Origin of the sequence: Halocalculus aciditolerans (assembly GCF_014647475.1) — an archaeon.
GTDB lineage: Archaea > Halobacteriota > Halobacteria > Halobacteriales > Halobacteriaceae > Halocalculus > Halocalculus aciditolerans.
In genome coordinates this window covers 36,744-62,264 of sequence record NZ_BMPG01000001.1, presented here as the reverse complement: position 1 = coordinate 62,264, position 25,521 = coordinate 36,744, and the positions used below count along the sequence as shown (strand labels likewise).

The following is a 25,521-nucleotide window of genomic DNA, read 5'->3' as shown; positions in this document are numbered from 1 at the left end:
CGCCTCCGTCATCCGGAAGTCCTATTTCCTCCGACGGCCTCGTGAGACGGTGTGCCCTTAGAGGAGCCGGTGCGGGTGGTTCGTCGACTGACGAGCCGCGGCTACAACGCCGAGCGCGAGGCCGTGACGCTGCTCGCGGACGCGCCGGACTCCGACGCGGCCGTCGACACCGTCGTCGACGCCGCGCCGGACGACGTCCTCACCATCACGACGACGCTCGTCCACGACACGCTCGACGACCCCGACCGGACGGCTCCCGGCCAGCCGGACGCCGACGAAGCAGATATCGACGAGGCGGATGCTGGCGGCGCTGCTGTCGCTTCCGCCTCCGATTCGGCGGCTGACACCGCGTCTTCGGGTGGAGCTGATTCGATAGCGAACCCGGAGAGTGCGGTGCCGGATGCAGTCGAAACGAAGGGGGGTGTCGCGGACGGTATCGAGGCGTTCGAGCGACGGGTGGACGAGACGCTGCACGACCTCGCTATCGGGAACGACGTGACCGGGCAGTCGACGGGGACGGGCGAGTACGACGAGTTCGTCACGGTGTTCAGAGACCGCTACGAGCGGCTGTCGAAGAAGCTCCGCGGGCGCGTGAACCACCGACCGACGAACGCGCTGGAGTCGATGCCGGGCGGGAGCGACGCCGCCATCGTCGGGATGGTGGACGACATCCGCTCGACGAAGAGCGGTCACTGGATCGTCGACTTAGAGGACACGAACGGGACGTTCCCGGCGCTCATCATGAAGGACCGCGAGTGGTCGAGCGTCGTCGACGAACTCCTCATGGACGAAGTCATCGCGGTCGAGGGGTCGCTGTCGAACGATGGCGGCATCCTCTTCGCCGACAGCGTCCACTTCCCGGACGTGCCGCGGACGTACCGGCCGAGCACGGCCGACCGCCACGTGCAGGCGGCGCTCATCTCCGACGTCCACGTCGGCAGCCAGGAGTTCGAGGCGGAGGCGTGGTCGGTCTTCGCGGACTGGCTCCACACCGAGGAGGCAGAGCACGTCGAGTACCTCCTCGTCGGCGGCGACATGGTGGAGGGCGTCGGCGTCTATCCGAACCAGGACGAGGAGCTCGACATCGTCGACATCTACGAGCAGTACGAGCAGTTCGCGGAGTACCTGAAGGAGATTCCCGGCGACATGGAGGTCGTGATGATTCCGGGGAACCACGACGCCGTTCGGCTCGCGGAACCCCAGCCGGGCTTCGACGAGGAGCTCCGTGACATCATGAGCGCGCACGACGCCCACATCACGGGGAACCCCTCGACGGTGAACGTCGAGGGCGTCGACATCCTGATGTATCACGGCGTGAGCATCGACGAGATGGTGGCGGAGCTCCCGGACGACAAGGCGAGCTACGACCGGCCGCACGACGCGATGGCACAGCTCCTCAAGAAACGCCACGTCGCGCCGCAGTACGGCGGCCACATGCGCATCGCTCCGGAGGAGAAGGACTACCTCGTCATCGACGACGTTCCGGACGTCTTCCACACCGGCCACGTCCACAAGCTCGGCGTCGGCGAGTACCACAACGTCCGCCTCATCAACTCGGGGTGCTGGCAGGCGCAGACGGAGTTCCAGAAGTCCGTGAACATCCAGCCGGACGTCGCCACCGCGCCCATCCTCGACCTCGACACGCTCGACGTGACCGTTCGAACGTTCCGCTGACCCTCCCGGTCGACCCGCAATCGACCCTTCTTTCGCGCCCGTTCTTGGAGACACCCGCGAGCGACGCCGACCGCCCCACTCGACGCCCCGCCGGCTCCAGCACCGCGCCGCCTCGACCCCCCTGTTTCGACTGCAAGTGAGGCGTTCGCACACGCCCGAGCGCCCCACGTTAGTCAGTGAACCTCGGCGGTGCGTCGGCGGTGGAACGCTGAGCGCGCGCCCGTGGGCCGTGGCGTCGACGTCCGAAGAGAGTGAGCGAGGGCCTCCTTGGAAAGATACTTCCCGCTCGCACTCCGGTTTCGAACCATGAGTCTCGGAGGCGGCGGACGACAGCAGCTGCAGCAGCTCTCACAGGAAATCCAGGAAATCGAAGAGGAGATCGAAGGCCTCGAAGGCGAGGTCGAGAACCTCCAGGCCGAGAAGGTCGAAATCGACGAGGCCATCGAGGCGCTCGACGTCCTCGAAACGGGCTCGACGGTGCAGGTCCCGCTCGGCGGCGGCGCGTTCGTCCGCGCGGAAGTCGACGACATCGACGAGGTCGTCGTCGAACTCGGCGCGGGCTACTCCGCCGAGCAGACGCAGGGCGACGCTCAGGAGATCCTCGACGACAAGAAGGACGAAGTCGACCAGCGCATCGAGGACGTCCAAGACGACATCAGCGAGCTTCAGGAGGAATCGACGCAGCTCGAACAGCAGGCGCAGCAGGCCCAACAGCAGATGATGCAGCAGCAGATGCAGCAACAGCAGCAGGGCGAAGACGAGGAATAAGGCCATGTTCGACGGGTTGAAGGACCGACTCGGGAAGTTCCGGAGCGACGCCGAAGACGTCGCCGAGGAGAACGCCGAGGAAGTCGAGGAGGCGGAAGACGAGGAGACGCCCGAGTCCGAAGCGCCGACGGAACCCGCGGACGCTGACACGGGCGAGACGCCCGCGGAAGCTGACGAATCCGAAGCGGCGGAAACGGCCGCGGAAGCCGAAGCAGAACCCGAAGCATCCGAATCGGAGGCGGCATCTGAAGCGGCCGAGTCGGCGGCGTCCGAAGCCGCAGAAGCCGACGGAGAAACGGACGAGCCTGAGTCCGAGGCGGATTCGGGGTCGTCGCGGGCCGGCTTCGCGGCGCGCGCGAAGTCGGCGGTTCGCGGTCGCGTCGTCATCGACGAGGAGGACTTAGAGGACCCGCTCTGGGAGCTCGAGATGGCGCTCCTGGAGAGCGACGTGGAGATGGGCGTCGCACAGGAGATTCTCGATCAGATCAAGGCCGACCTCGTCGGTGAGGAGAAGAAGTTCACGACGTCGACGGACGAAGTGGTGCGGGAGGCGTTGAAGGACGCGCTCCTCTCCGTCATCAGCGTCGACGGCGTTGATTTCGACGACGCCATCGAGCAGTCGGAGAAGCCGGTGGTCGTCATCTTCACGGGCGTGAACGGCGTCGGGAAGACGACGAGCATCGCGAAGCTCACGAAGTACCTCCGCGACAACGGGCACTCCTCGGTGCTCGCGAACGGCGACACCTACCGCGCGGGTGCCAACCAGCAGATCGAGGAGCACGCGGCGAACCTCGACGTGGACATCATCACGCACGAGCAGGGCGGCGACCCGACGGCCGTCATCTACGACGCCGTGGAGTACGCGGAGGCGAACGACATCGACGTCGTGCTCGGCGACACGGCCGGTCGCCTGCACACGTCGGACGACCTGATGCAGCAACTCGAGAAGATCGGGCGGGTCGTCGACCCCGACCTCACCGTCTTCGTCGACGAGGCCGTCGCCGGCCAGGACGCCGTGAACCGCGCGCGCGAGTTCAACGACGCCGTTCCCGTGGACGGCTCCATCCTGACGAAGGCGGACGCGGACTCACAGGGCGGCGCGGCCATCTCCATCGCGCACGTCACCGGGAAGCCAATCTTCTTCCTCGGGACCGGCCAGGGATACGACGACCTCGTGAAGTTCGACCCCGAAGCGCTCGTCGAGGACCTCCTCGGCGACTGAGCGCCCCCTTTCTCACAGCGGTTCTTCGTCCGGTGCGTCGGCGGCGACGACGACGAGTTCGATCCGTCTGCCGCTCCGGTCGTAGGCGCGGACGTTCTCGACGTCGTAGGGCGGGGTGGCGACGAGCACGCGGACGGAGAGGTCGTCCGTCGCCGCGAGGTCCGGGTTCCCGTCGGGGTGAGTGACGAAGCGGCCGCGCGTGCGGCCGGGGGGCGTGGAGAGGTTCACGCCGAAGACGTTCTCGACCGACCTGCCGGCGTCGGGGAGGAAGAACTCGGCGTAGACGGACTGATCGGAGTCGAGGTCGGCGAGGGCCACGTCGCTCGTCGTCGACGCCGCAGAGGGAACGAGGTCGCGTGCGTCCTCCGTGGCGAGAGCGACTGAGAGGCGCTGCGGGTCGGTGTCGCTCCCGAATTCGAGGAGGACGTCGAGGAGCGGGCGGGCGACGAACACGCGGTCTCGCGCGGCCGAGTCGGGGTCCATCACCCGGGTTTCGGGCTCGACCGGCATAACCCCCTGGGGGTGGTAGATAAAGCCTTTACGTCGCGGGCGACTGCTAGTAGGCAAATGGTACTCGACGACCTCGGGAGTTCCTTGCGGGGGACGCTCGACACGCTCCGCGGGAAATCCCGCATCTCCGAGGAGGACGTCGACGAGGTCGTCAAGGAGATTCAGCGCTCCTTGCTCCAGGCCGACGTCGAGGTCTCCCTCGTCATGGACCTCTCGGACTCTATCAAGGAACGCTCGCTCGAAGAGGAGCCGCCGGGCGGGACGACGGCGCGCGACCACGTGCTCCGCATCGTCTACGAGGAGCTCGTCGACCTCGTCGGCGAATCCACGGACCTCCCGCTGGAGAGTCAGACGATCCTCCTCGCCGGCCTCCAGGGCTCCGGGAAGACCACGAGCGCGGCGAAGATGGCGTGGTGGTTCTCGAAGAAGGGCCTCCGCCCCGCCGTCATCCAGACGGACACCTTCCGCCCGGGCGCGTACGACCAGGCGAAGCAGATGTGCGAGCGCGCCGAGGTCGAGTTCTACGGCGACCCCGACGAGGACGACCCCGTGAAGATCGCGCGCGACGGCCTCGACGCGACCGAGGACGCCGACGTCCACATCGTCGACACCGCCGGCCGGCACGCGCTCGAAGACGACCTCATCGACGAGATCGAGGACATCGACCGCGCGGTCGACCCCGACCGCAGCCTCCTCGTCCTCGACGCCGCCATCGGCCAGGGCGCGAAGGACCAGGCCCGCCAGTTCGAGGACTCGATCGGTATCGACGGCGTCATCATCTCGAAGCTCGACGGGACCGCGAAAGGTGGCGGCGCGCTCACCGCCGTGAACGAGACCGGCTCCACCATCGCCTTCCTCGGGACCGGTGAGACCGTCCAGGACATCGAGCGCTTCGAGCCGAGCGGATTCATCTCCCGCCTCCTCGGCATGGGCGACCTCAAGCAGCTCTCCGAGCGCGTCGAACGCGCGATGGAGGAGTCCATGGTGGAAGACGACGAGGAGTGGGACCCCGAGGACATGCTCAAAGGGGAGTTCACCCTCAAGGACATGCGCCGGCAGATGCAGGCGATGAACAACATGGGGCCGCTCGACCAGGTGATGGACATGATTCCCGGGATGGGCGGCGGCATCATGGACCAGCTCCCCGACGACGCCATGGACGTCACGCAGGACCGCCTCCGCCACTTCGAGGTCGTCATGGACTCGATGACCGAGGAGGAACTCGAGAACCCCCGCGGCATCGGCGCGAGCCAAGTCCGCCGCATCGCCAAAGGCTCCGGACAGGACGAGGAGACCGTCCGCGAACTCCTCCAACAGCACAAGATGATGGCCCAGACCATGAAGCAGTTCCAGGGCATGGGCGACGGCGACATGCAACGCATGATGAAGAAGATGGGCGGCGGCGGCGGTGGCGGCCCCGGCGGTGGCGGATTCGGCGGCTTATTCTAAACCCACGTTTTTATTGCGAGCGCCCTGCCGGGCGCTCGATAAAAACCTGGACTAAAAGCCTCCTCACCCCCTCAGTCGGAGCTCCGCTCCTCCTTGCCCGCGTTCGCCGTTGGCTCACGCGGACTCCGGGGGTTCGTCGGCCTCGCGGCTTCGCCGCGAGTGAATCGCGAACCTTCCGGGCTCTGACGAGCCGCTCGGTTCGCGAATGCTCGTCAGATTTCTATTCAAAGGTCCGTCGAGCATCCGGCGACCGAGCGGTCCGTTAGGACCCGGTAGGTCGCCAGTTCACCGCGACGAGCACCGCGAGTCGCGGGCCGACGACTGAGGGACCGGAGGGACCGAAGGAGGAGTGCTTTTTCCCCACGTTTTTACCGAGCGGGGTGGCCGAAGGCCACCCCCGCAGAGTAAAAAGTGGGTGTGTACCCGTCCGACTTTTCACCCCTGCGGGCGTGAAATCGCCTAATGGGTGTCCGGGACGTCGCCGTCGACGCGTACGAGGAGGCGTTGCCGGCCCTGCTGGCGAGCATGGTGGGCGGGCTCGCGTCGGGCGTCGTGCTGAGCGGGATGCGCGCGGAGCTGCAGGCGGTTCCGGGCCTCCTCGTGCTCGTGCCGGCGCTCCTGGCGACGCGGGGGAACGTCTACGGGTCGTTCGGCGCGCGGCTGGCGACGGGCCTCCATCAGGGGCTCGTGGAGCCGGTGTTCGACATCGAGGACGACCGCCTCCGCGCCGCCACGGCCGCCGCGATGGGGAACGGCCTGCTCGCGTCGGTCTACGCGGCTGTCGGCGGGTTCGTCATCCTTCAACTGCTCGCGCGGACCGTCGCGCCGCTCCCGGTGCTCGTCGGCATCGCGTTCCTCGCGGGCTTCCTCTCGGGTATCGCGCTCACCGCCGCCGTCCTCGTCGTCGTCATCGTCGGCTTCCGACGGGGGTACAACCCGGACACGCTCGTCGGCCCGCTCGTCACCACCACCGGCGACGTCTTCGGCGTCGCCTTCCTCCTCCTCTCCGTTCGCGTCGTCCTGGGGGTGCTTTAGATGCCGGAGGAGTGGACTGTCGAGGGCATCACGCGCGCGATGCTCCCCGTCCTCATCGCGCTCACGACGGTCGAACTCCTCTCCGGGCTCGTCCTCGGCTCCTTCGAGGCGACGCTCTACGCGCACCCGACCCTCCTCGTCCTCGTCCCCGTCACCATCGGCACGGCGGGGAACCTCGGGAGCATCCTCGCCTCCCGGCTCTCGACGGCGTTCCACCTCGGCACGCTCTCCTTCGACCACCGCGACGACGACCTCGCCGGGAACGCGGTCGCGACGGTCGCGCTCGCGGTGTCCATCTTCCCGCTCGTCGGCGCGGGCGCGTGGGTGCTCTCCCTCCTCACGACCGGCGTCGAACTCTCGCTCCTCACGGTCGTCACTGTCGCGCTCACCTCGGGCGCGGCGCTCGCCGTGCTCGCCATCGTCGTCACCCTCCTCTCGACGTACGCCGCCTACCGCTTCGAACTCGACCCCGACGACGTCGTCATCCCCATCGTCACGAACACCTGCGACGTCCTCGGCGTCCTCGTCCTCTTCGCCGTCGCTCAACTCCTCATCTGACTCGTACTGTCACCGTCCGCGTCCGCGGGCCGTCGCACTCCACGAGCAGGACGGACTGCCACGTCCCGACGTCGAGCGCGCCGTCCGTCACCGGCACAGTGACGCTCTCCCCGAGCACGAGGGCGCGCAGATGGCTGTCGGCGTTCCCGTCCGACTCGTCGTGCGCCCACCCCGCGTCGGGCGCGAGCGTCTCGACGAACGCCTCGACGTCCTTCAGCAAGCGCGACTCGGCCTCGTTGACGACGACGCCCGCCGTCGTGTGCCGGACGAACACCGTCGCCACCCCGTTCGCGTCCTCGGGAATCGCGCTCTCGACCGCGCCCGTCACGTCGACGACGCCGGTGTGCGATTCCGTTTCCACCGTGAACTCGGGCATACTCGCCGTGGTCGCGCCACCGAGGAAACAGTTCGGTTCGCGTCGGTGTGGCTCGGCTCGACAGGCGTGACAGTACTTTCGACGCCACCAAGAGCACGCGCTGCGAAGACACGGGTGTGACTCCGGCGTCCGCATCTAGTGCGCCCGTCGCTGACGTCGCCGCGGAACTCGCCGCGACCCTGGTGGCCGTCGGGCCGCGCGTCGCGTCCATCGCGGCCGCCATCGCCGTCGGCCTCTTCTTCGCGAACCTCGCCGTCGAGTTCGGCGCGATCCGCCGCATCGGCGCGCTCGCCGCGCCCCTCGCCCGCGCCGCCAACCTCCCGACCGCCGTCGGCACCGCCATCCTCGCGACCACCGCCTCGCCGACGGCGGGCTACGGGATGCTCGCCGAGTTCCGCGAGGACGGCGTCCTCGACGACCGCGCCACCCTCGTCGCCGTCACCATCAACACCGTCTTCGGGTTCGTCCAGCACATCTTCACCTTCTACGCGCCCGTCCTCATCCCGATTCTCGGCCTCCGCGTCGGCCTCCTCTACGTCGGCGCGCGCGCCGCCGTCGCGCTCGCCGTCACGCTCACGGGTGTCCTCGCCGGCGCGCTCTTCCTCCCCGAGCGGAACGTCCGCCACGCCGCCGACGCCGAATCAACCGATTCGACAGCCGGTGAGCGCGCCGTCGACACCCCGGACGAGTCCGACGGCGACGCCGGCCGCGGCGAGCGCGTTCGCGACTCGCTCGGATCGACGTGGGCGAAGCTCCGCGACATCCTCCCGCGGCTCGCCGTCGTCTACACGCTCGTCGTCCTCCTCACGCGTAACGTCGACCTTACGGCGGTCGCTTCGCAGGCCGGGGCGGACCCGCTCGCCGCCGCCGTCGGTCTCCCCGCGGCCGCCGTCCCCGTCATCGCCGTGTTCGCCGTGGACACGACGAGCGGCGCGCTCGCCATCGCCCCGCTCGTCCCCGGCGTCTTCACGCCCGAGCAGGCCGTCGCGACGATGCTCGTCGGCGGCGTCGTCTCCTTCGCCGTCTCCACGTTCAAACGCTCCATCCCCTTCCAGTACGGCATCTGGGGCGCGGAGTTCGGCTCGAAAGTCATCGCCGTCAACGTCGCCGGAAAAGTCGTCTTCATCGCCGTCGCGCTCGCCATCCTCCTCTGAGCGCTCGCTATTCGCTCGTCGGCTTCCCGTCCACCGTCTCCGGCGCGAGATACGTGATAAACTCCTCCACGGACGGCTCGTTCACCGTCACGTCGACGTGGATGTCGCCGAGCTCGGACTCGCCTCCGACCGCGAAGTTCACGACACCCTCGAACGCCGCCTGCTTCTTCAACTCGAAGTCGAACCCCTCGCCGTCGGCGTTCGAGAGGAACTCCCCGCGCGCCGTGTCGAGAATCTGCTGGTCGAAGAGCCGCTCCCGGAACCCCTCCACCTCGTGGGTCTCTGCTGTCACGCGGTCGCCGTGGCGCTCCACGTCCGCGTTCGGGAACAACCGCTCCACGGCGGCCGCGACGCGCTCTTCGACCTCCGTCGGCTGCACCGGCGCGGACACGCGAACGTCGACGCTGTAAATCATACGCCGTCTTCGCCCCCGTCGCCCTTCGGCTCGTCGGTCTCCGCGCCTCCGTCAGTCTCCACATCCCCGTCGGCCTCCGCGTCTCCGTCGGAATCCGCGCTCTCGGTGAGGAGTTCGTGTATCTCCGCCTGAAAGTCTTCGAGCGTCCCCGTGTTCTCCACGGTCACGTCCGCCGCCTCGATGGCGTCCGCCATCCCGAACGACCGCTCGCGCTCGTCGCGGGCCTCTAGCCCTTCGCCTCCTCCCTCCTCGCCGACGTCGCGCCCCCGGCTCGTGATGCGCTCTCGCCGCAGGTCGAACGGCGCGTAGACGTTCACGAGCAGGAAATCGTCGCCGAACGCCTCCTCGAACACTTCTACCTCTGCGCCCGACCGAATCCCGTCGACGAGCACCGTCTCCGACTCCGCGAGAGCCTCCTGAATGAGCGGGAGCGACCGGTCCGCGATGGCCGCCGGCCCGCCCTCTTCGCGGAGCGCCTGCGCCACCCGCCCGTGGTCCTTCGCCGGATCCAACCCGCGCTCTCGCGTCTCCGCGCGAATCACGTCACCCATCGTCACCACGGGAATCCCGAGGTCCTCCGCCACCGCCGCTGCCTCGCTCTTCCCGCTCCCCGGGAGCCCCACGACGCCGATGACTCTCATGGAATCGGAGTAGTCCGGACCGACCCTTACCGTTTGCCATTCTTTATGCCCGAGCGGCCCGCAAACGCCTGTATGGCGCAGCGCTCCCTCTTCGTCCGACTCGTCTGGTTCCTCCTCGTCGGCTGGTGGGCCACCCCCATCGTCGTCAACTTCGCCTGGCTCCTCGGCGTCACCGTCCTCGGCATCCCCCTCGCGGTCAAACTCATCAACGTCGTCCCCACCGTCCTCACCCTCAAGGAGCCCCGCGGCTTCAACCGCCCCGACCTCCAACAGCCCCAGCGCTCGCTCCTCGCACGCGCCCTCTACTTCCTCCTCGTCGGCTGGTGGCTCTCCTTCCTCTGGGCGAACGTCGCCGCCTTCCTCGCCGTCACGATCATCGGCCTCCCCCTCGCCGTCTGGATGTTCAACCGCCTCCCCTACGTCACCAGCCTCTACCGCTTCGACGGCTAGGCTCCGTGCGCTTCTCTCTCGTTCGCGGACCGGGAGACGCCGCCGACGTCTCCGAAAGCGCCGTCGGCGACTCGGCCAGGGCGGGACGCTTTGCGTCCCGCTCGCCCTCACCCGCCCCTCTGGGGCTCGCGAGGACCCTCTCGATTTTCCACCCCGGTGTGCCGTCTCCCCCCGGCGCATCCCACTCCCTTTTTGAGCACGCCCCATCTACTCCACGCCGAGGGCACGTAGCTCAGTCCGGATAGAGCGTCGGACTTCTAATCATCCGCAGGTATCTGGGGTGAGGAGACATCCGACGGTCGCGGGTTCAAATCCCGTCGTGCCCGTTTTCCCGCGAACCTCCGGCTCGCGGAACACTGGGAGGACTCCGCGGGACCTGCGGTCCCGCTTAGTCTCGTTCGCTGGCGCTCACGAGACTCCCGTCGTGCCCGCTATTCTGCCGAGCGGAGCTCGCGTGACTCCCGTCGTGCCGTTTTCATCGTGGTATCCGCTGTTCCGTCGGTGCGTTCTTCCGGTAGGTCCGCGTTCGTCGGGTATGACTTACGTCGGCGTCGACGGGTGTCCGGACGGGTGGGTGGCGGTCGCGTACGGGGGCGAGTCGTTCGTCGGCGGCGGATTCTTCGAGTCGTTCGCGGGCGTCTGGGAGTCGTATCCGGACGCGGAGACGGTGCTGGTTGATACGCCGATTGGGCTTCGGGAGGGAGATGGGTCGCCGCGGGCGTGTGATACGGCGGCGCGGGCGTATCTCGGGTCGCCGCGCGGGCGGAGCGTGTTCCCGCCGCCGGTGCGGGAGACGCTGCAGGCCGAGGAGTACGCGGAGGCGAAGCGGATTCAGGAGGCGGAGACCGAGGGGAGTCTCGGCCGGCAGGCGTGGGCGATTGCGGACAAGATTCGGGAGGTGGACGAGTTCCTCCGAGCGGACCCCGCGGAGCGCGTGGGCGTCGTCCGGGAGGCGCACCCGGAGGTGTGTTTCGCGGCGCTCCGCGGGGGCGAGGCGACCGCGTACTCGAAGACGGGGCAGCCGGCGGCGGCGTTCTGGGAGCGCGTCGACGCGCTCGAAACCGTCGACGCGGACGTGCTCCGGGCCGTGCGAGAAGTCGGGGAATCGCTCGACTGCGCGGCGTCGAACGACGACGTCCTCGACGCGTTCGCGCTCGCGCTCACCGCGAGCCCGCGAACGCCGGAGACGACGACGCTTCCCGCGGAGCCCGACACTGACCCGTCTGTCGAACCGGGTCAGAACGACACTGACCCGCGTGGTCTCCCGATGGAGATGGTGTACGCGCCCGAGGAGTGACTGTCGGCGGGTGAGAACTGGCGTGGAGCCGGCTCAGAGGAGCTGACCGACGTCTTCGAAGTCGGCGCGGCAGAAGGGACACCGATAGTTCGTCTCGAACCCGGTCGTCTGCGCGACGGTCTTCGTCTCCAGTTCGTGCATCGCGATTCCGCGCTCACAGTCCGGACAGTCGAGCTTCGGCACGTGTCAGTGTCACGCACGCGTTCGGCTTAAATGATTGGTGGGTTTCGAGAGGACAGATTCCCGGAGGGCGGCCGGACGCGCGCCCCGTCGTCGGCGGCGGATCGCGGGGCGACCCGTTGGCGACGGAACGTTTTTCCGGCGCTCGCCCCCAACTAGGGGTATGAGCATGGGTTCGGACATGTACCGCCAGCAGATCCTTGACCACTACAAGAACCCCCGGAACTTCGGGGGGCTGGCGGACCCGACGTTCAGCCACGAGGGCTACAACCCCTCCTGTGGCGACGAGATCGAGTTCGACGTCGAACTCGACGACGACGAGACCATCGCGAACGTCTCCTGGGAGGGCGACGGCTGCGCCATCAGCCAGGCGTCCGCGAGCCTCCTCTCGCAGGAACTCCCCGGCATGACGCTCGACGAAGTCGACGACCTCGACCGCGATGACGTCCTCGACCTCCTCGGCGTCGACGTCACCCCGATGCGCATCAAGTGCGCCGTTCTCGCCGAGAAAGTCGTCCAGGACGGCGCGGACATCTACCGCGGCGAGAAAGAACTCGAACAGACGAAGACCGAAGACGACGACTGACGGCGTCTAAGGGCGTCTGAAGCGGCTTCGACTGTCCGCCACGCCCTCGACGGTCGTGCAAGCAGCTATGTCGTTCTCTGCCGAATAGGCGAGTATGAGTGCGCTTTCCGCGCGCGTCGCCGAGTTCCCGAGAGCCCACCCTGTCGCGTCCCTCGTCGTCGCCGTGCTCGCCGTGGAGGCCGTCGGCGCGTCCGGCGCGGTGTTCACCGCACAAGGGCTGGCGGAGTGGTACGGGACGCTCCGGCGGCCGGGGGTCGCCCCGCCGAACTGGGTGTTCGGCCCCGTCTGGACGACGCTGTTCGCGCTCGTCGGCGTCGCCGCGTGGCTCGTCTGGCGGCAGGGCGAAGAGAATCCTCGGGGCGTCCGACTCGCCGGCGGCGTCTTCGCCGTTCACTTCGCGTTCAACCTCGGGTGGTCCGCCGTCTTCTTCGGACTGCGAGAAATCGGCGCGGCGCTCGTCGTCATCGCCGTGCTCTGGGTGCTCATCGCGGCGACGACGTGGGCGTTCGCCAGAATCGACCGGCGCGCCGCAGCCCTGCTCGTTCCGTACCTGCTCTGGGTGTCGTTCGCCGCCTACCTCAACTACCAGTTCTGGCTGCTGAACTAACCCGAATCAGGTCCCGTGCCGCCAGGAGTCCATGTACTCGCGCTGGACGTCGGTGGGGACGTCGATGTCGATGCCTTCGGCGTCGAGTTTGGTCTCCGCGATCTCCTTATCGAGGGCGTCGGGGACGTCGTGGAGGCCGGCGTCGTAGTCGTCGCCGCGTTCGACGAGTTCGCGGACGCAAACAGCTTGAACGCCGAAGGACTGGTCCATGACTTCGACGGGGTGGCCGAGGGCGGTGGGGGCGGCGAGGTTGACGAGCCGGCCTTCGGCGAGGACGTTGACGCGCGTGCCGTCGACGAGTTCGTACTCCTGCACGCCGTCGCGGACTTCGCGCGTGCTCGTCGCGAGCTCGCCGAGTTCTTCTAAGTTGATTTCGATGTCGAAGTGGCCGGCGTTCGCGAGGACGACGCCGTCCTGCATGTCCTCGAAGTGGCGGGCGGCGAGGACGTCGCGGTTCCCGGTCGTGGTGATGAAGACGTCACCGCGCTCGGCGGCGTCGTCCATGTTCGTGACCTCGTAGCCCTCCATGTGGGCTTCGAGCGCTCTGCGCGGGTCGATTTCGGTGACGACGACCTTCGCGCCCTGCCCGTCGGCTTTCTTCGCGACGCCGCGGCCGCAGTAGCCGTAGCCGGCGACGACGACGGTCTTTCCGGCCCAGGAGAGGTTCGTGGTCATCGCGATGTTCGCGAGCGCGGACTCCCCGGTGCCGTGCACGTTGTCGAAGAGGTGCTTCATCGGGGTGTCGTTCACGTTGAACATCGGGTAGTCGAGTTCGCCGTCCTCGTCCATCGCGCGGAGGCGGTGGACGCCGGTGGTCGTCTCCTCCGTCCCGCCGATGATGGTGTCGATTTTCTCGGGGAACTCCTCGTGGATGCGGAAGACGAGGTCGCCGCCGTCGTCCACCGTGACCGTGGGGTCGTGGCCGATGACGGCGTCGATAGCCTCGTAGTATTCGACGTCGTCGATGCCGTGCTCCGCGTAGGACGTGATGTTCTCGTGCGCGTCGAGCGCGACGGAGACGTCGTCGTGCGTCGAGAGCGGATTACACCCGGTGATGGCGACCTCCGCGCCGCCGGCGGCCATCGTCTCGACGAGCGCCGCGGTCTTCGCCTCGACGTGCAGCGCCATTCCCACTGTCTCGCCGGCGAGCGGCTGGCTGGCCTCGAAGTCCTCGCGGAGCGCGGTGAGAATCGGCATGTGCTCGAACGCCCAGTCGATCTTCTGTCGACCGGACGTGCGCGCCTCGTCGACGTCGTCGACGCGGTCGCTGATAGGGTCGGCGGTCATACATCGAGCGTCGGCGAGCGCGCAGTTAACGCTACCGAACACTCCCTGCTCATCGAACGAAGCGGAAGTAGGGTATCGGAACGCGGCCGGCGGACCGCCCGTAACCGGTTCCGCCGGCGTGTGGTGGTGGGTTCCGATAGCGACCGACGGTTCGTCGTTCGCGTCGGGCGGAGATGGACTCCACCTCGACGGCACCTAAGTCAACCGTCGCCGACACAAAAAACACACTGGCCGCGACTAATTCGGATTGAATCGTCTCGTGACGCCGCCGAGACCGCTATCGCTATGACCCGGTTCGGTAGACGGGTCGGTGTCGATATGATCCGGTTCGGCAGACGGGTCGGTGTCGCTGCGTACGGTACGCGTTTCGCAGTTGAAAAACCGGCTCGACTAGGTGTGGCTTGCGGAGCGGCTCGGGATTACTTCCCGTTGCCGTGGCCGCGCTGCTCGCCGTTACCGTTCCCGCGAGCGTCACCGCCCTTGCGGTCTCCGTCTTCGTCGTCCGCGTTGTCTTCATCGTCCTCGCGGTCTTCGTGGTCAGCGCGCTGCTGGTCGTTCCCGTCGCGCTCCGCGTCGTCGTTGTCGGTCGCGTTCGCGTCGTCATCGCGGTCGTCGCCGTGGCCGCGCTCGACCGCATCGTCGTCGTCGGTCGCATTTGCGCCGTGGCCGTTCCCGTGACCGCGCTCGGTCTCGTTCTCGGCCGTCTCGTTCTCGTCGCGGTCAGTTTCGTTCTCGTCCGCGTGGCCGTCGTTCTCGTGGTCACGCTCGGTCTCGTTCTCGTCAGCGTGCCCGGGGGCGTCGTCAGCGTGCCCCGGTGCGTCGTCAGCGTGCCCCGGTGCGTCGTCAGCGTGCCCCGGTGCGTCGTCAGCGTTCCCGGGGTTGTGTCCGACGACGAACTCGGCGACGGCGCTCCCCTCCATCTGGTCGGTGTCGTGGAGGTACTGGACGAAGGCGGCGACGCGCTGCCCGAACGTCGCGTTCTCCGATTCGTCCGTGGCGTTCGTGTCGTTCGCCGCGTCGAGGGTCGCGGTCGTCGTCGCGGTGTCGTTGTGCGCGCTCGCGGAGAGCGTGACGGTCACGGTCTCGCTCGGCGCGGGGAGGTCGACCGTGCCGTTCGCGTCGGTGGTGTACGTGCCGACGCCCGCGTACGTGGAGTCGTTCGCGGCGTCGACGTCGACGCTGGCGTTCGAGACCGCCGTGCCGTCGTCGGTGACGGTCACCGTGGCGGCGTTCCCGGCCTCCGCCTGGTCGACGTCGATACCGAGGGTCGTGTTTCCGCTCGCGGCGACGGCACCGCCGAGCGCGCCGACGCCGGCGGCCGCGGCGGTGAGCACGAGCGTCGCGGTCAGGACTGCGGTGAGCTTTCGTCTCATCACACTCCCTCGTATCGGGGGACACTGCATAAACCGGGGAAACCGTCCACCCCCGTGCACTCCGTTGAAAAACCGTTCAAACCGTTCGAGAGCGTTTACCGGGCCGGTTGAACGGTTAATCGAGGTTCGCGGCGGCGTCGGCGGCGCGGGCGCGAACGGCGTCGGCGTCGAGCGTTTCGACCTCGCGGTCGCGCATGAGGACGCGGCCGTCGCAGACGGTGTGGCGGACGTCGCTCCCGCGCGCGGCGTAGGCGAGGTGGCTGACGTAGTCGTGGACGGGCGTGAGGTGCGTCGCGGAGAAGTCGACGACGGCGAGGTCGGCGTTCGCGCCGGGTTCGATGCGGCCGGCGTCGAAGCCGAGGGCGTCCGCGCCGCCGCGGGTCGCCATGTCGACGGCGGCTTCGGCGGGGACGGCGCTCGCGTCCTCGGCGGCGAGCTTGCCGAGCATCGCGGCGTCCCGCATCTCGTCGAAGACGTCGAGGTCGTTGTTCGACGCCGCGCCGTCCGTGCCGAGCGCGACCGTCGCGCCCGCCTCGCGGTACGCTTGGACGGGTGCCGCGCCCGAGGCGAGTTTCATGTTCGACGCGGGGCAGTGGACGACGGCGGTGCCGCGCTCCGCGAGGAGTTCGATCTCGCTCGCGTCCGAGTGGACGCCGTGCGCGACGAAATCCTCGTCCGTGAGCATCCCGAGGTCGTCGGCGTACGCGAGCGGGCGCATCCCGCGCTCCTCGACGATGGGGTCGACTTCGTCTCGCGTCTCGTTCGCGTGGAAGTGGAGGGGAACGCCGGCTTCCCGGGCTTCCGCCGTGAACTCGCGCAGGAGGGCTTCGTCTACTGTCGTGAGGCTGTGCGGCATGTACGCCGTCTTCACGCGCCCGTCCGCCGCGCCGTCGTACTCTCGCGCGAAGGCGAGGGATTCCTCGTTGTCCGCGACTGCGTCCGCCTCGTCCTTACCTACCGTTACGACGCCGTGGCCGAGGCGCGCACGCAGGCCGGCGTCGGCGACGGCGTCGACGACCTCCGGCTCGTGGAAGTACATGTCCGCGAAGCTCGTGACGCCGCTTTCGATGAACTCGAGGAGCGCGAGCTCCGTGCCGGCGCGGACGTCCTCCGGGGTGAGCGAGGCCTCGGCCGGCCAGATGTCCTCTCGGAGCCAGGCGTCGAGCGGCTTATCGTCGGCGTAGCCGCGCAGGAGGCTCATCGCGGCGTGCGTGTGCGCGTTCACCAGCCCCGGCATTATGAGGCAGCCGTCGGCGTTCAGCGTCTCGTCGCCGGTTTCGACGTCGCCGACGGCGACGATGTCGCCCGAATCCTGATTCACGAGGACGTCGCCGGTCTCGACGGACATGTCGGGGAGCAGAACGCGCCCGTCCGTGATCTGGAGCGTACTCATAGTTCCAGCGTGCGCCGCCGCCTCCTTAGCGGGTCCGATTACTGACCGCGCGCCTCGTGTGAGGAACAGTGGCGTATCGAGCGGGTGGACGGCCGGCATCGGCAGTCCTTAGGGCGACGCGTGCGAACGCCGGAGTATGAAAATCGCCGTTCCGAACAAGGGCCGTCTCCACGACCCCACGCTCGACCTGCTCGACCGCGCAGGTCTCGGCGTGGAGGGCGGGAGCGACCGACAGCTCTACGCCGACACCGTCGACCCCGACATCTCCATCCTCTTCGCGCGCGCCGCCGACATCCCCGAGTACGTCGCCGACGGCGCGGCCGACATCGGTATCACCGGCTACGACATGGTCCGCGAGGCCGGCGCAGACCTCGAAGAGCTCATCGACCTCGGGTTCGGGAACTGCCGCATCGTCCTCGCCGCCCCGCAGGACGGCGACATCCAGCAAGTCTACGACCTCGACGGGAAGACCGTCGCCACCGAGTTCCCCCACCTGGCAGAAGAGTACTTCGCGGAGATGGACGTCGACGCCGAAATCGTCGAGGTCTCCGGCGCGACCGAACTCACCCCGCACGTCGACATGGCCGACGCCATCATCGACATCACCAGCACCGGGACCACGCTCCGCGTGAACCGCTTAGAGGTCGTCGACGAGGTCCTCAAGTCGAGCGTCCGCCTCTTCGCCCGCGACGACGTCGCCGGTACTGAAAAGACCCAGCAGGTCGCGATGGCGCTCCGCTCCGTCCTCGACGCCGACGGCAAACGCTACCTCATGCTCAACGCCCCGCAGGACAACCTCGACGCCATCGAGGAGGTCATCCCCGGCCTCGGCGGCCCCACCGTCATGGACGTCGAAGGCCAAGACACCGTGGCCGTCCACGCCGTCGTCGAAGAACGCCACGTCTTCGAGACCATCAACGCCCTCAAAGACGAAGGCGCGACCGGCATCCTCGTCACCGAAATCGAACGCTTAGTGGACTGAGCGCGCCTCCTCCCGATCTCTCGAAAAACACGTTTCTGCGGACGCCACAGCCCACCGCTCCGAGAGCGAAACATCGTCCACGACTGCCAGCTAGAACCATCACTTCGGCGGCGAGTCGGAGCTCTCGCCCGAGCCGGTTACTCGACTCTCGCTCGACTATCGGTGTAACCCGTTGCTGTGCGGTCGCGGCCTCCCTGTTGCACCCGCTCGCCGGAGGCGAGCGGCCTTCTTCCGTGTCTTTTTACGCGAGAGGTTCCCGCAGTGAGCGCGAAGCGCTCACGAGGAAACCCGAGCGGAAAAATTTACTCGAGCAGACCGAGTTCTTCGAGGCGGGAGACGATTTTGTCGACGGCGTGTTCGGCGTCCTCGGGCTTCTTCCCGCCGGTGATGACGAGTTTGCCGGAGCCGAAGAGGAGCGCGACGACTTCGGGTTCGTCGAGGCGGTAGACGAGGCCGGGGAACTGCTCGGGTTCGTACTCGATGTTCTCGAGGCCGAGGCCGATGGCGATGGCGTTGAGGTTGAGCTGGCGGCCGAGGTCGGCGGACGTAACGATGTTCTGCACGACGATTTCGGGGTCGTCCTCGACCTTGATGTTGAGCTCGCGGAGCTTATCGAAGACGATGCGGAGGGATTCGTGGACGTCCGCGGTGCTCTTCGCGCCGGTGCAGACGATCTTCCCGGAGCGGAAGATGAGCGCGGCGGATTTCGGCTCCTGCGTGCGGTAGACGAGGCCGGGGAACTGCTCGGGGTCGTAATCAGCGCCTTCGAGGTCCATCGCGACGGACTGGAGGTCGAGCTCCTGGCCGATACCCGTCGACGCGACCACGTTTTCAATGTTGATGGTTTCCTTGGGGTCGGTCATCTCTCGACTTAAACTGCGTATTTAAGGTTTATAAATGTTGGCGGTCCTGCGAGCCTCGCCTTCATATCTCGGTCGAACCCGAGCGCCAGCCGGCGATTTCGCTCGTGCGAACTGACTGGCGGATGCGGTCGCTGCGGGGTGGGTATCGTATCGGCACGCTCAACGGGGTGGGGCGGCGAGTGGGTGGCGTGTACCTCCTCGAATTCGCGGGCGAGGACGACGGGTTCGCGGCGGCGGAGGCCGGCGTCGCCGCGGGCGGCGTCGACCGGTTCTCGGCCGGGCTGGCGACGGCGACGGTGCTGGACGCGGGGCGCGTGGCGACGCTCGCGTACACGCATTTCGCGAGCGAGCTCCTCGGCCGGACGGACGCCGACCTCGGGAGCGCGCGCGTCCTCCTCGAAGCGTCGAGCGTCGAGCGCGCGGGCAGCGTCGCGGTCCGCGCGCGGGACGTCCGCGGCGCGACCGGCGTCGACACGCAGCGCGTCGAGCGCGAGTTAGGAAGCGTGCTCGTCGACCGCGGGTTCTCGGTGGACCTCGACGACCCCGACCACGAGCTCCGCGCGGTCTTCAGCGAGCGCGCGGACGGCGACGGCGTCTGCGCGCTCGGCTGGCTGGAAGCGGCGAGCGTCCGCGATTACGGCGACCGCAAGCCCACGGACCGGCCGTTCTTCCAGCCGGGGAGCATGGCCCCGCTGGACGCCCGCGCGCTCGTGAACCTCGCGCGCGTCGACCCCGGCGACCGCCTCCTCGACCCGATGTGCGGGACGGGCGGCGTCCTCCTCGAAGCCGGTATCGTCGGCGCGAAACCGATAGGGAACGACGCGCAGGCGAAGATGGTTCGGGGGACCCGGAAGAACCTCAGCGAGCTCTCGGACTCCGCGTTCGACGTGCTCCGCGGCGACGCCACCCGACTCGCCCTCCGCGACGACTCCGTCGACGGCGTCGTCTTCGACGCGCCCTACGGCCGCCAGTCGAAAATCGAGACGCACGGGCTGAAAGACCTCGTCGCCGGCGCGCTCGCGGAAGCCCGCCGCGTCTCGACTGGTCGCTGCGTCCTCGTCGCCGACCGCGACTGGCGCGCGGAAGCCCGCGAAGCCGGCTGGACCGTGAAAAACCGCTTCGAACGCCGCGTCCACCGCTCGCTCGTCCGCCACGTCCTCGTCCTCGGCTGAGCCGCCGGCGCTATCGACCGAGTTCGGCGAGGAGGCGCGAGAGGTGAATGCGGTCGCTGGTGCCTTCGCTGCTGATTCCGAGCAGTCATGGTTCGACTACGACGCGAACCGGGACTCCTCGCGGAGCGCGTCGGCGTCGAGGTAGTCGGCGAGGAGGTTGAGAGCGACGACGAACCCGACGACGAGTTCGAGGAGCACTCCCGGCGGAAACGCGAGCCACCACGGCGCGCCGGCAACCGAGAGGCCACCCATCACGGGAATGCCGACGACGCCGCTCGCGGCGGCGACGAGGACACCGAGGCCGATCCGCTTCGAGAGCGTCGTCCCCGCCGACCACTTCTCGCGTTCGAACCACTCGACGCGAAACAGCGTCGCCGCAGCCACGAACGGAACGATGACCGGCGACGAGACGAAGCCCGCAAACACGACCGGAAGACCGACGAACGCCCCGAGCGAGACGAAGAGCACGAACCAGAGGACGATAGCCGAAACACCGTACGCGACCGCGACTCCGACCCGTCGCTGGGTGCTATCACTCGACTCCATTTACTCACCATATCTGTTCCTCTATTTATAACTTATACAGCTGCTATCGCACTTGTGAGCGCGAGTTCTGGTGCTATCGACCGAGTTCGGCGAGGAGGCGCGAGAGGTGAATGCGGTCGCTGGTGCCTTCGTGCATGTCGAAGTCGACGCCGCCGGCGAGGCGGTGGACGCGGGCGAGTTCGGAGCCGGTGTAGCGAGAGCGCGACACGCGGAGAATCTCGTCGAGGACTTCCGTGCCGTCCAGTCCGTCGTCGACGAGGAGGTCGTCGAGTTCGGAGCGGGCGTCGGTGAAACTCCCGCTCTCGGCGTGGTCGAGCATTTCCTTCACGCGGTCGCCGTATCCGATATCCTGGAGGGTTTCGTAGGCGGCCTGCATCGTGACTTCGCCTTCCGCTTCGTAGGTGGCTTGCGCGCCGAGCACCGCTCGCCGGAGGTTGCCGTCGCCGTAGCCCGCGAGATACTCGAGGCCGTCGCCGTCGTACTCGACGGCTTCGCGTTCGACGATACGCTCTAAGGCGTCGACCGCCTCGTCGGTGTCGGGCGAGCGGACGGGCACGGGGAAGCACCGCGAGCGAATCGGCGGGATGAGCTTCGTCGGCTGGCGCGTCCCGATGACGAACTGCGTCGTCTCGTGGTGGCGCTCCATCACGCGCCGAAGCGCCTGCTGGAAGTCCTCCCGAATCGCCTCGGCGTTGTCGAGCACGATGGTCTTGTAGTCCCCTGACACTGGTTGGTAGGACGCCGACTCCTTCAGCACGTGATTGATGAGGTCGGCCTTCGACGACTCGCGCTTTCGCTTCGCGGAGATGAAGTGGGAGAACCGCTCGTCGTTCGCGATCTCCTTCTTCGTCATCCCGAAGAAGTCCGCGACGTTCAGCTCCACGAGGTCGTTCTCCGCGTCCTCGTGCGCCTCGCGCGCGAGCGCCCGGACCGCCGCCGTCTTCCCCGACCCCACCGGCCCGTGTACCACCAGATTCACCGGATCCGACACCACGTCGCCCAGTCGCTCCCGCACCTCGCGCTGCGGGAGGTCCTCCAGGTCCGGCGCGTGCGTGTCCAGCCAGAGCGGCGACTCCATTACCTCCTCGTAGCGCGAGCGCGAGTAAGAATCGGTCGGTTGCTAGTCGTCGTATCTGATCCTGCTACTCTTACTCTCGTTTTCGCCTCCTCCGAAGCCCCGGGCGCGCTCGCGGCCTGCGACTCGCTGTGCTCCTCGCGCACTCCGTGCGCTCCGGTGCTTGCATCGTCTCGACTCGCGAGCGCGCCCGCCCCTTCGATTCCCTCCCCGCGGTGGTTTGAGCAACTGACCGGTTCCGGCGGTTGCTTCATCGCCGTCGACGGTGGTCCTCTCCCCGTTCGCGGTGGCGTTCGCTCGGAGAGGATAGGTTCCGAAGCCGGTATACACGCGACTCCCCCAGTTTCGACTATGACGCTTCACGCGACCTTCCTGGGGACGAGCGGGGCGGTTCCGACGGTGAACCGGAACCCGAGCTCCCTCTTCGTGCGACGGGAGGGCGACGCCTTCCTCTTCGACGCGGGCGAGGGGACGCAGCGGCAGATGTTGAAGTACGGGACGGGTTTCGGGGTGAGCGACGTCTTCGTGACGCACGTGCACGGCGACCACGTGCTGGGGCTGCCCGGGCTCGTGCAGACGATGGACTTCAACGACCGGGAGGAGCGGTTGACGATTCACACGTCGAAGGGGACGGCCGACCGCATCGAGCAGTTGGTGTTCGCCGTCGGCGGCGACGTCGGGTTCGACGTGCGGGTGAGCGAGGTGTCGCCGGGCGAGGTCGTGCTCGACAGAGAGGAGTACGAGGTGCGGGCGTTCCCCGTGGCGCATCGGACGAGCGCCGTCGGGTACGTCCTCGACGAGCACGACCGGAAGGGCCGGTTCGACAGAGAAAAAGCGGAGGAGCTCGGGGTTCCCGTGGGGCCGAAGTTCGGGCGGCTGCACGAGGGCGAGCCGGTGGAGCTCGAGGACGGAACGGTCGTGGAGCCGGAGCAGGTGGTGGGCGAGCCGCGCCCGGGGCGGAAGTTCGTCTACACGGGCGATACGCGGCCGACGAAGGCGACCGTGGAGGCCGCCGAGGGCGCGGACGTCCTCGTCCACGATTCGACGTTCGCGAACGACGCCGGAGAGCGCGCAGAACACACGGGGCACTCGACGGCGGGCGAAGCGGGGAGCATCGCGCGACAGGCGGGCGTCACTCGCCTCGTCCTCACTCACGTCTCCTCGCGGTACGCCGGCGACGCCGGCGTCCTCAAAGACCACGCCACGCGGGAGTTCACGGGTCGCGTCCTCGTCGCCGCCGACGGCATGGAACTCGACGTCCCCTACCCGGACCGCTAGTTAATCTTCACTTCCTCGTCGACGAGGAGCGAGTCGGAGTCGACGTGGATTAGCTGAATCCGGTACTTCCCGGGGGCGAACTCGCCGCTCTGTTCGGCCACCGTGATGGCTTGTCCGGAGGCGAACTTCCCGCTCGCGTCCGACTCCAGCGGCGCGTACCCGTTTTCTCGTTCGTACGTGTCCTTCGCGAGTATGGCGTTGTAGTAGACGTCGCCGTCCTGTCGAATCACGAGACGGAGACCGGTCGTTTCGAGGTCGTCGCCACCTTCGTGCGTGATCTCGAGGACGTTCGCGCCGGCGCTCTCGCCTACGAGTTCGCTCGCGTCCTCGACGGCGAGTTGCGCGTTCGGCTGCGTCGGCCCGACGTCGCCCCCGAGGTGGAGGGCGGCCGAGCCGACGACGGCACCGAGCAGGACGGTGATGCCGACGAGCATCACGATCCCGATGACGTTCGACACGCCGCGACTCTCCGACCCCAGCCTGTCCGCGCTATCTGGTAGCATCCCAATCCCTGTCTGATTCACTAGCTGTCACACAGATATACTTACCGGTGGTATGTACTGACGCTCTTGAACTTCGCTCGGGGGTGCGCTTATAGGCGTCAATCGCCTAGCACACTCCGTGAGTACGCGGACGAGTGCGCTCGACGCCCTCGTGTTCGGCGTCGACGTGCAGAGCGGCGACGTGCGCGGCGACAGTCCCTCCTACGCGCTCGTAGTGTTCGACGGCGAGGTCAGAGAGCGCGACGTGGTGAGCCACCGGAAGCTCATGCGGCTCGTCGACTCCGAGGAGCCGGACCTCGTCGCGACCGACAACATGTACGAGCTCGCGGCGGACAAAGACTCCCTCGTCCACCTCCTCCGGGGGTTCCCGGCGGAGACGAAACTCGTGCAGGTGACGGGCGCGGAGCGGCCCGAGCCGCTCTCGCGGGTGGCGAAACGCCACGGCGTCCCCTACGGGAAGCCGGCGATGGAGGAAGCGGAAGCCGCCGCGCGCCTCGCCGCGCGGAACGTCGGCGAAGAGGTCTCCGCCTTCACGAACGAGACAGAAGTGAAAGTCGCCCGCGGGCGCTCGACGGGGAAGGGCGGGTGGAGTCAGGACCGATACACGCGTCGCATCCACGGCCACGTGAAGAACGAGGCGCGGAACGTCAAGTCGAAACTCGACGACGCCGGCCTCGACTACGAGATGGACGCCACGGAGAAATACGGCGGGTACTCGAACGCCGTCTTCACGGTCGAGGCGCGCGAGAGCGAGATTCCCCTCTCGGGGCATCGGGCGGGCGACACGCGCGTCGAGATCGAACCGGTGCGTCGGGACGGTATCGAGTTCCGGTCGCTCGCGCGCCGCCGGGACCGCGTCTTCGTCGGTATCGACCCGGGGACGACGACCGCGGTGGCGCTCGTGGACCTCGACGGCCGCGTCCTCGACGTCCTCTCGACCCGGACCGCCGACACGGCCGCGATCAACGAGTGGATCATCGAGCGCGGCCGGCCCGTCCTCGTCGCCGCGGACGTCGAGCCGATGCCGCAGACCGTGGACGCGTACCGCCGCACGTTCGACGCCGCGGGCTGGCAACCCGAGAGCGACCTCCCCGTCGACGAGAAACAGCACCGGACCCGGGAGACGGGGTACGGCAACGACCACGAGCGGGACGCGCTCGCCGCCGCGCTCTTCGCCTACGACGCCCACGAAGAACGCATCGCGAAGGCGACCCGGCGCACCCCCCGCGACCTCGACCGCGGCGACGTCGTCGCGCGCGTCGTCGCCGGCGAACACGTCGACGCCGTGATTCGCGACCTCAGCGAGGACGACGACTCCGAGGAGGACGACCACGAACACGAGGAGCGCGAACTCACCGAGGAAGAACAGCGGATCCGCGACCTCGAGACGCAGGTCGGCCGCCTCCAATCCCACGTCGACGACCTCGAAGCCATCATCGAGGAACGCGACGCCCGCATCGAAGAGTTAGAAGGCGAGCTCTCCGAGGCCCGCCGCGAGGAACGCCAGGAGGCCCGCGAGCGCCGCGAAGTCACGAAACTAGAGTGGGAGAACAACCGCTTAGAGGAAGAGCGCGACGAGCAGCGGGAGCGCGCGGAGGCGCTCGCCGGGAAGCTCGAACGCCTGAAAGAGCTCTGGAAGCTCGACCACTCCAACTTCGAAGACGTCGACGACGGCAGCCTCGTCGCCGTCAAACCCGTCGAGCAGTTCACCGTCGACGCCATCGAGGAAGCGGACGCCGAGTTCGGGCTCTCCAAAGGGGACGTCGTCTACATCCGCGACGCCTCCGGCGCGGGGAAGCGAACCGCCGAAAAACTCGCCGACGCCCGCCCGCGCGTCGTCCTCCTCGACGGCCGAACGAGCGACATCGCCGAAGACGTCCTCTACGACCGCGACGTCCCCTTCGGCCCCGCCGACGACGTCAGCATCCGCGAAATCGACGAGCTCGCCATCGCCGACGACTCGGCTGTCTCCGCCGTCGAAGCCGACTACCGCGAGCGATACGAGGAACGCGAACGCCAAGAGCGAGAGCAGCGACTCGACTCCATCATCTCCGAACACCGCGCAGATAGCGAGTAGCGGTCGTGAAGCCGGATCGAAGACCCGGCGTCACCCTGGACGGACGCGGG

At 67.9% G+C, this 25,521-nt stretch carries 27 protein-coding genes and 1 tRNA gene; 16 read left to right on the top strand and 12 right to left on the bottom strand.

Going from position 1 to position 25,521, the window contains the following annotated elements; genetic code table 11:
• The first annotated feature begins 51 nt into the window (after positions 1 to 51).
• The 3 genes from IEY26_RS00310 to ftsY all read left to right on the top strand — a co-directional run bounded on the left by IEY26_RS00310 (position 52) and on the right by ftsY (position 3,664).
• Positions 52 to 1,674 carry a DNA-directed DNA polymerase II small subunit gene (locus IEY26_RS00310; RefSeq protein WP_188974673.1) on the top strand — a complete coding sequence of 541 codons (1,623 nt, stop codon included), beginning with the start codon at positions 52 to 54 and terminating at the stop codon, positions 1,672 to 1,674.
• A gap of 306 nt (positions 1,675 to 1,980) precedes the next feature.
• Positions 1,981 to 2,442, top strand: a complete 462-nt coding sequence (gene pfdA, locus IEY26_RS00305) for a prefoldin subunit alpha (protein WP_188974671.1) — start codon at positions 1,981 to 1,983, stop codon at positions 2,440 to 2,442.
• 4 nt (positions 2,443 to 2,446) lie between these two features.
• Positions 2,447 to 3,664: a signal recognition particle-docking protein FtsY gene (ftsY, locus tag IEY26_RS00300; RefSeq protein ID WP_188974669.1), complete on the top strand. Its 1,218-nt coding sequence runs from the start codon at positions 2,447 to 2,449 to the stop codon at positions 3,662 to 3,664.
• 12 nt (positions 3,665 to 3,676) lie between these two features.
• Here the strand turns inward: ftsY and IEY26_RS00295 are convergent, their stop codons facing one another.
• Positions 3,677 to 4,147 (bottom strand): MPN domain-containing protein, encoded by a 471-nt coding sequence (locus IEY26_RS00295; protein WP_188974667.1) that lies wholly within the window; start codon positions 4,145 to 4,147, stop codon positions 3,677 to 3,679.
• Positions 4,148 to 4,231: 84 nt separating this feature from the next.
• On the opposite strand from IEY26_RS00295, the gene IEY26_RS00290 reads away from it, so the two are divergent.
• The 3 genes from IEY26_RS00290 (at position 4,232) to IEY26_RS00280 (ending at position 7,216) form a co-directional block, all read left to right on the top strand.
• On the top strand, positions 4,232 to 5,623 hold the full coding sequence (locus IEY26_RS00290) for a signal recognition particle protein Srp54 (protein WP_188974666.1): 1,392 nt from the start codon (positions 4,232 to 4,234) through the stop codon (positions 5,621 to 5,623).
• 462 nt (positions 5,624 to 6,085) lie between these two features.
• Entirely contained in the window at positions 6,086 to 6,658 is a 573-nt protein-coding gene (locus IEY26_RS00285; protein ID WP_188974664.1) for a magnesium transporter, read from the top strand.
• Positions 6,659 to 7,216, top strand: a complete 558-nt coding sequence (locus IEY26_RS00280; RefSeq protein ID WP_188974661.1) for a magnesium transporter — start codon at positions 6,659 to 6,661, stop codon at positions 7,214 to 7,216. It abuts the gene before it with no gap.
• Here IEY26_RS00280 and IEY26_RS00275 read toward each other — a convergent pair.
• A complete protein-coding gene (locus tag IEY26_RS00275) occupies positions 7,209 to 7,592 on the bottom strand; it encodes a secondary thiamine-phosphate synthase enzyme YjbQ (RefSeq protein WP_188974659.1) in 384 nt (127 codons plus the stop codon). The two genes, IEY26_RS00280 and IEY26_RS00275, sit on opposite strands and share 8 nt — an antisense overlap.
• Positions 7,593 to 7,771: 179 nt before the next feature.
• Here IEY26_RS00275 and IEY26_RS00270 point away from each other — a divergent pair, with 179 nt between their 5' ends.
• Complete coding sequence (locus IEY26_RS00270) at positions 7,772 to 8,746, top strand: hypothetical protein (protein ID WP_188977050.1); 975 nt, start codon at positions 7,772 to 7,774, stop codon at positions 8,744 to 8,746.
• 7 nt (positions 8,747 to 8,753) lie between these two features.
• On the opposite strand, the gene IEY26_RS00265 is transcribed toward IEY26_RS00270, so the two are convergent.
• On the bottom strand, positions 8,754 to 9,161 hold the full coding sequence (locus IEY26_RS00265; RefSeq protein WP_188974657.1) for an RNA-binding domain-containing protein: 408 nt from the start codon (positions 9,159 to 9,161) through the stop codon (positions 8,754 to 8,756).
• Complete coding sequence (locus IEY26_RS00260) at positions 9,158 to 9,802, bottom strand: AAA family ATPase (protein WP_188974655.1); 645 nt, start codon at positions 9,800 to 9,802, stop codon at positions 9,158 to 9,160. The genes IEY26_RS00265 and IEY26_RS00260 overlap by 4 nt, the downstream gene beginning before the upstream one ends.
• A gap of 72 nt (positions 9,803 to 9,874) precedes the next feature.
• Here IEY26_RS00260 and IEY26_RS00255 point away from each other — a divergent pair, with 72 nt between their 5' ends.
• The 3 genes from IEY26_RS00255 (at position 9,875) to IEY26_RS00245 (ending at position 11,549) form a co-directional block, all read left to right on the top strand.
• Entirely contained in the window at positions 9,875 to 10,252 is a 378-nt protein-coding gene (locus IEY26_RS00255; protein WP_188974653.1) for a YccF domain-containing protein, read from the top strand.
• A gap of 221 nt (positions 10,253 to 10,473) precedes the next feature.
• Positions 10,474 to 10,578 (top strand) — tRNA-Arg (locus IEY26_RS00250).
• Positions 10,579 to 10,787: 209 nt separating this feature from the next.
• Positions 10,788 to 11,549 (top strand): DUF429 domain-containing protein, encoded by a 762-nt coding sequence (locus IEY26_RS00245; protein ID WP_188974651.1) that lies wholly within the window; start codon positions 10,788 to 10,790, stop codon positions 11,547 to 11,549.
• Between the two features lie 33 nt (positions 11,550 to 11,582).
• Here IEY26_RS00245 and IEY26_RS00240 read toward each other — a convergent pair whose 3' ends face one another.
• Positions 11,583 to 11,732, bottom strand: a complete 150-nt coding sequence (locus tag IEY26_RS00240) for a hypothetical protein (protein WP_188977138.1) — start codon at positions 11,730 to 11,732, stop codon at positions 11,583 to 11,585.
• A gap of 160 nt (positions 11,733 to 11,892) precedes the next feature.
• On the opposite strand from IEY26_RS00240, the gene IEY26_RS00235 reads away from it, so the two are divergent.
• Positions 11,893 to 12,315 carry an iron-sulfur cluster assembly scaffold protein gene (locus IEY26_RS00235; protein ID WP_188974649.1) on the top strand — a complete coding sequence of 141 codons (423 nt, stop codon included), beginning with the start codon at positions 11,893 to 11,895 and terminating at the stop codon, positions 12,313 to 12,315.
• Positions 12,316 to 12,409: 94 nt separating this feature from the next.
• Complete coding sequence (locus IEY26_RS00230) at positions 12,410 to 12,922, top strand: TspO/MBR family protein (protein ID WP_188974648.1); 513 nt, start codon at positions 12,410 to 12,412, stop codon at positions 12,920 to 12,922.
• Between the two features lie 6 nt (positions 12,923 to 12,928).
• Here the strand turns inward: IEY26_RS00230 and IEY26_RS00225 are convergent, their stop codons facing one another.
• From IEY26_RS00225 to IEY26_RS00215, 3 genes are all read right to left on the bottom strand, one after another.
• Positions 12,929 to 14,209: an adenosylhomocysteinase gene (locus IEY26_RS00225; RefSeq protein WP_188974647.1), complete on the bottom strand. Its 1,281-nt coding sequence runs from the start codon at positions 14,207 to 14,209 to the stop codon at positions 12,929 to 12,931.
• A gap of 419 nt (positions 14,210 to 14,628) precedes the next feature.
• Positions 14,629 to 15,582: a hypothetical protein gene (locus IEY26_RS00220; protein ID WP_188974646.1), complete on the bottom strand. Its 954-nt coding sequence runs from the start codon at positions 15,580 to 15,582 to the stop codon at positions 14,629 to 14,631.
• Between the two features lie 115 nt (positions 15,583 to 15,697).
• Entirely contained in the window at positions 15,698 to 16,975 is a 1,278-nt protein-coding gene (locus tag IEY26_RS00215) for an amidohydrolase (protein WP_188974645.1), read from the bottom strand.
• 136 nt (positions 16,976 to 17,111) lie between these two features.
• Here IEY26_RS00215 and hisG point away from each other — a divergent pair, with 136 nt between their 5' ends.
• Positions 17,112 to 17,957, top strand: a complete 846-nt coding sequence (hisG, locus tag IEY26_RS00210; RefSeq protein ID WP_188974644.1) for an ATP phosphoribosyltransferase — start codon at positions 17,112 to 17,114, stop codon at positions 17,955 to 17,957.
• A 302-nt stretch (positions 17,958 to 18,259) separates the two neighbouring features.
• Here hisG and IEY26_RS00205 read toward each other — a convergent pair whose 3' ends face one another.
• Positions 18,260 to 18,820, bottom strand: a complete 561-nt coding sequence (locus tag IEY26_RS00205; RefSeq protein WP_188974643.1) for a TATA-box-binding protein — start codon at positions 18,818 to 18,820, stop codon at positions 18,260 to 18,262.
• A gap of 188 nt (positions 18,821 to 19,008) precedes the next feature.
• Between IEY26_RS00205 and IEY26_RS00200 the strand changes: the two genes are divergently transcribed.
• The gene (locus IEY26_RS00200) at positions 19,009 to 19,992 is read left to right on the top strand and encodes a methyltransferase domain-containing protein (RefSeq protein ID WP_229773859.1); all 984 of its coding nucleotides are present in this window, start codon (positions 19,009 to 19,011) and stop codon (positions 19,990 to 19,992) included.
• 96 nt (positions 19,993 to 20,088) lie between these two features.
• Here IEY26_RS00200 and IEY26_RS00195 read toward each other — a convergent pair whose 3' ends face one another.
• Positions 20,089 to 20,538 (bottom strand): hypothetical protein, encoded by a 450-nt coding sequence (locus IEY26_RS00195; protein WP_188974642.1) that lies wholly within the window; start codon positions 20,536 to 20,538, stop codon positions 20,089 to 20,091.
• 73 nt (positions 20,539 to 20,611) lie between these two features.
• Positions 20,612 to 21,616 carry an AAA family ATPase gene (locus tag IEY26_RS00190; protein WP_188974640.1) on the bottom strand — a complete coding sequence of 335 codons (1,005 nt, stop codon included), beginning with the start codon at positions 21,614 to 21,616 and terminating at the stop codon, positions 20,612 to 20,614.
• 348 nt (positions 21,617 to 21,964) lie between these two features.
• Here IEY26_RS00190 and rnz point away from each other — a divergent pair, with 348 nt between their 5' ends.
• Complete coding sequence (gene rnz, locus IEY26_RS00185; RefSeq protein ID WP_188974637.1) at positions 21,965 to 22,891, top strand: ribonuclease Z; 927 nt, start codon at positions 21,965 to 21,967, stop codon at positions 22,889 to 22,891.
• Here the strand turns inward: rnz and IEY26_RS00180 are convergent.
• A complete protein-coding gene (locus tag IEY26_RS00180) occupies positions 22,888 to 23,349 on the bottom strand; it encodes a type IV pilin (protein WP_188974635.1) in 462 nt (153 codons plus the stop codon). The two genes, rnz and IEY26_RS00180, sit on opposite strands and share 4 nt — an antisense overlap.
• A 163-nt stretch (positions 23,350 to 23,512) precedes the next feature.
• On the opposite strand from IEY26_RS00180, the gene IEY26_RS00175 reads away from it, so the two are divergent.
• Positions 23,513 to 25,471, top strand: a complete 1,959-nt coding sequence (locus IEY26_RS00175; protein WP_188974633.1) for a DUF460 domain-containing protein — start codon at positions 23,513 to 23,515, stop codon at positions 25,469 to 25,471.
• Positions 25,472 to 25,521: the final 50 nt, after the last annotated feature.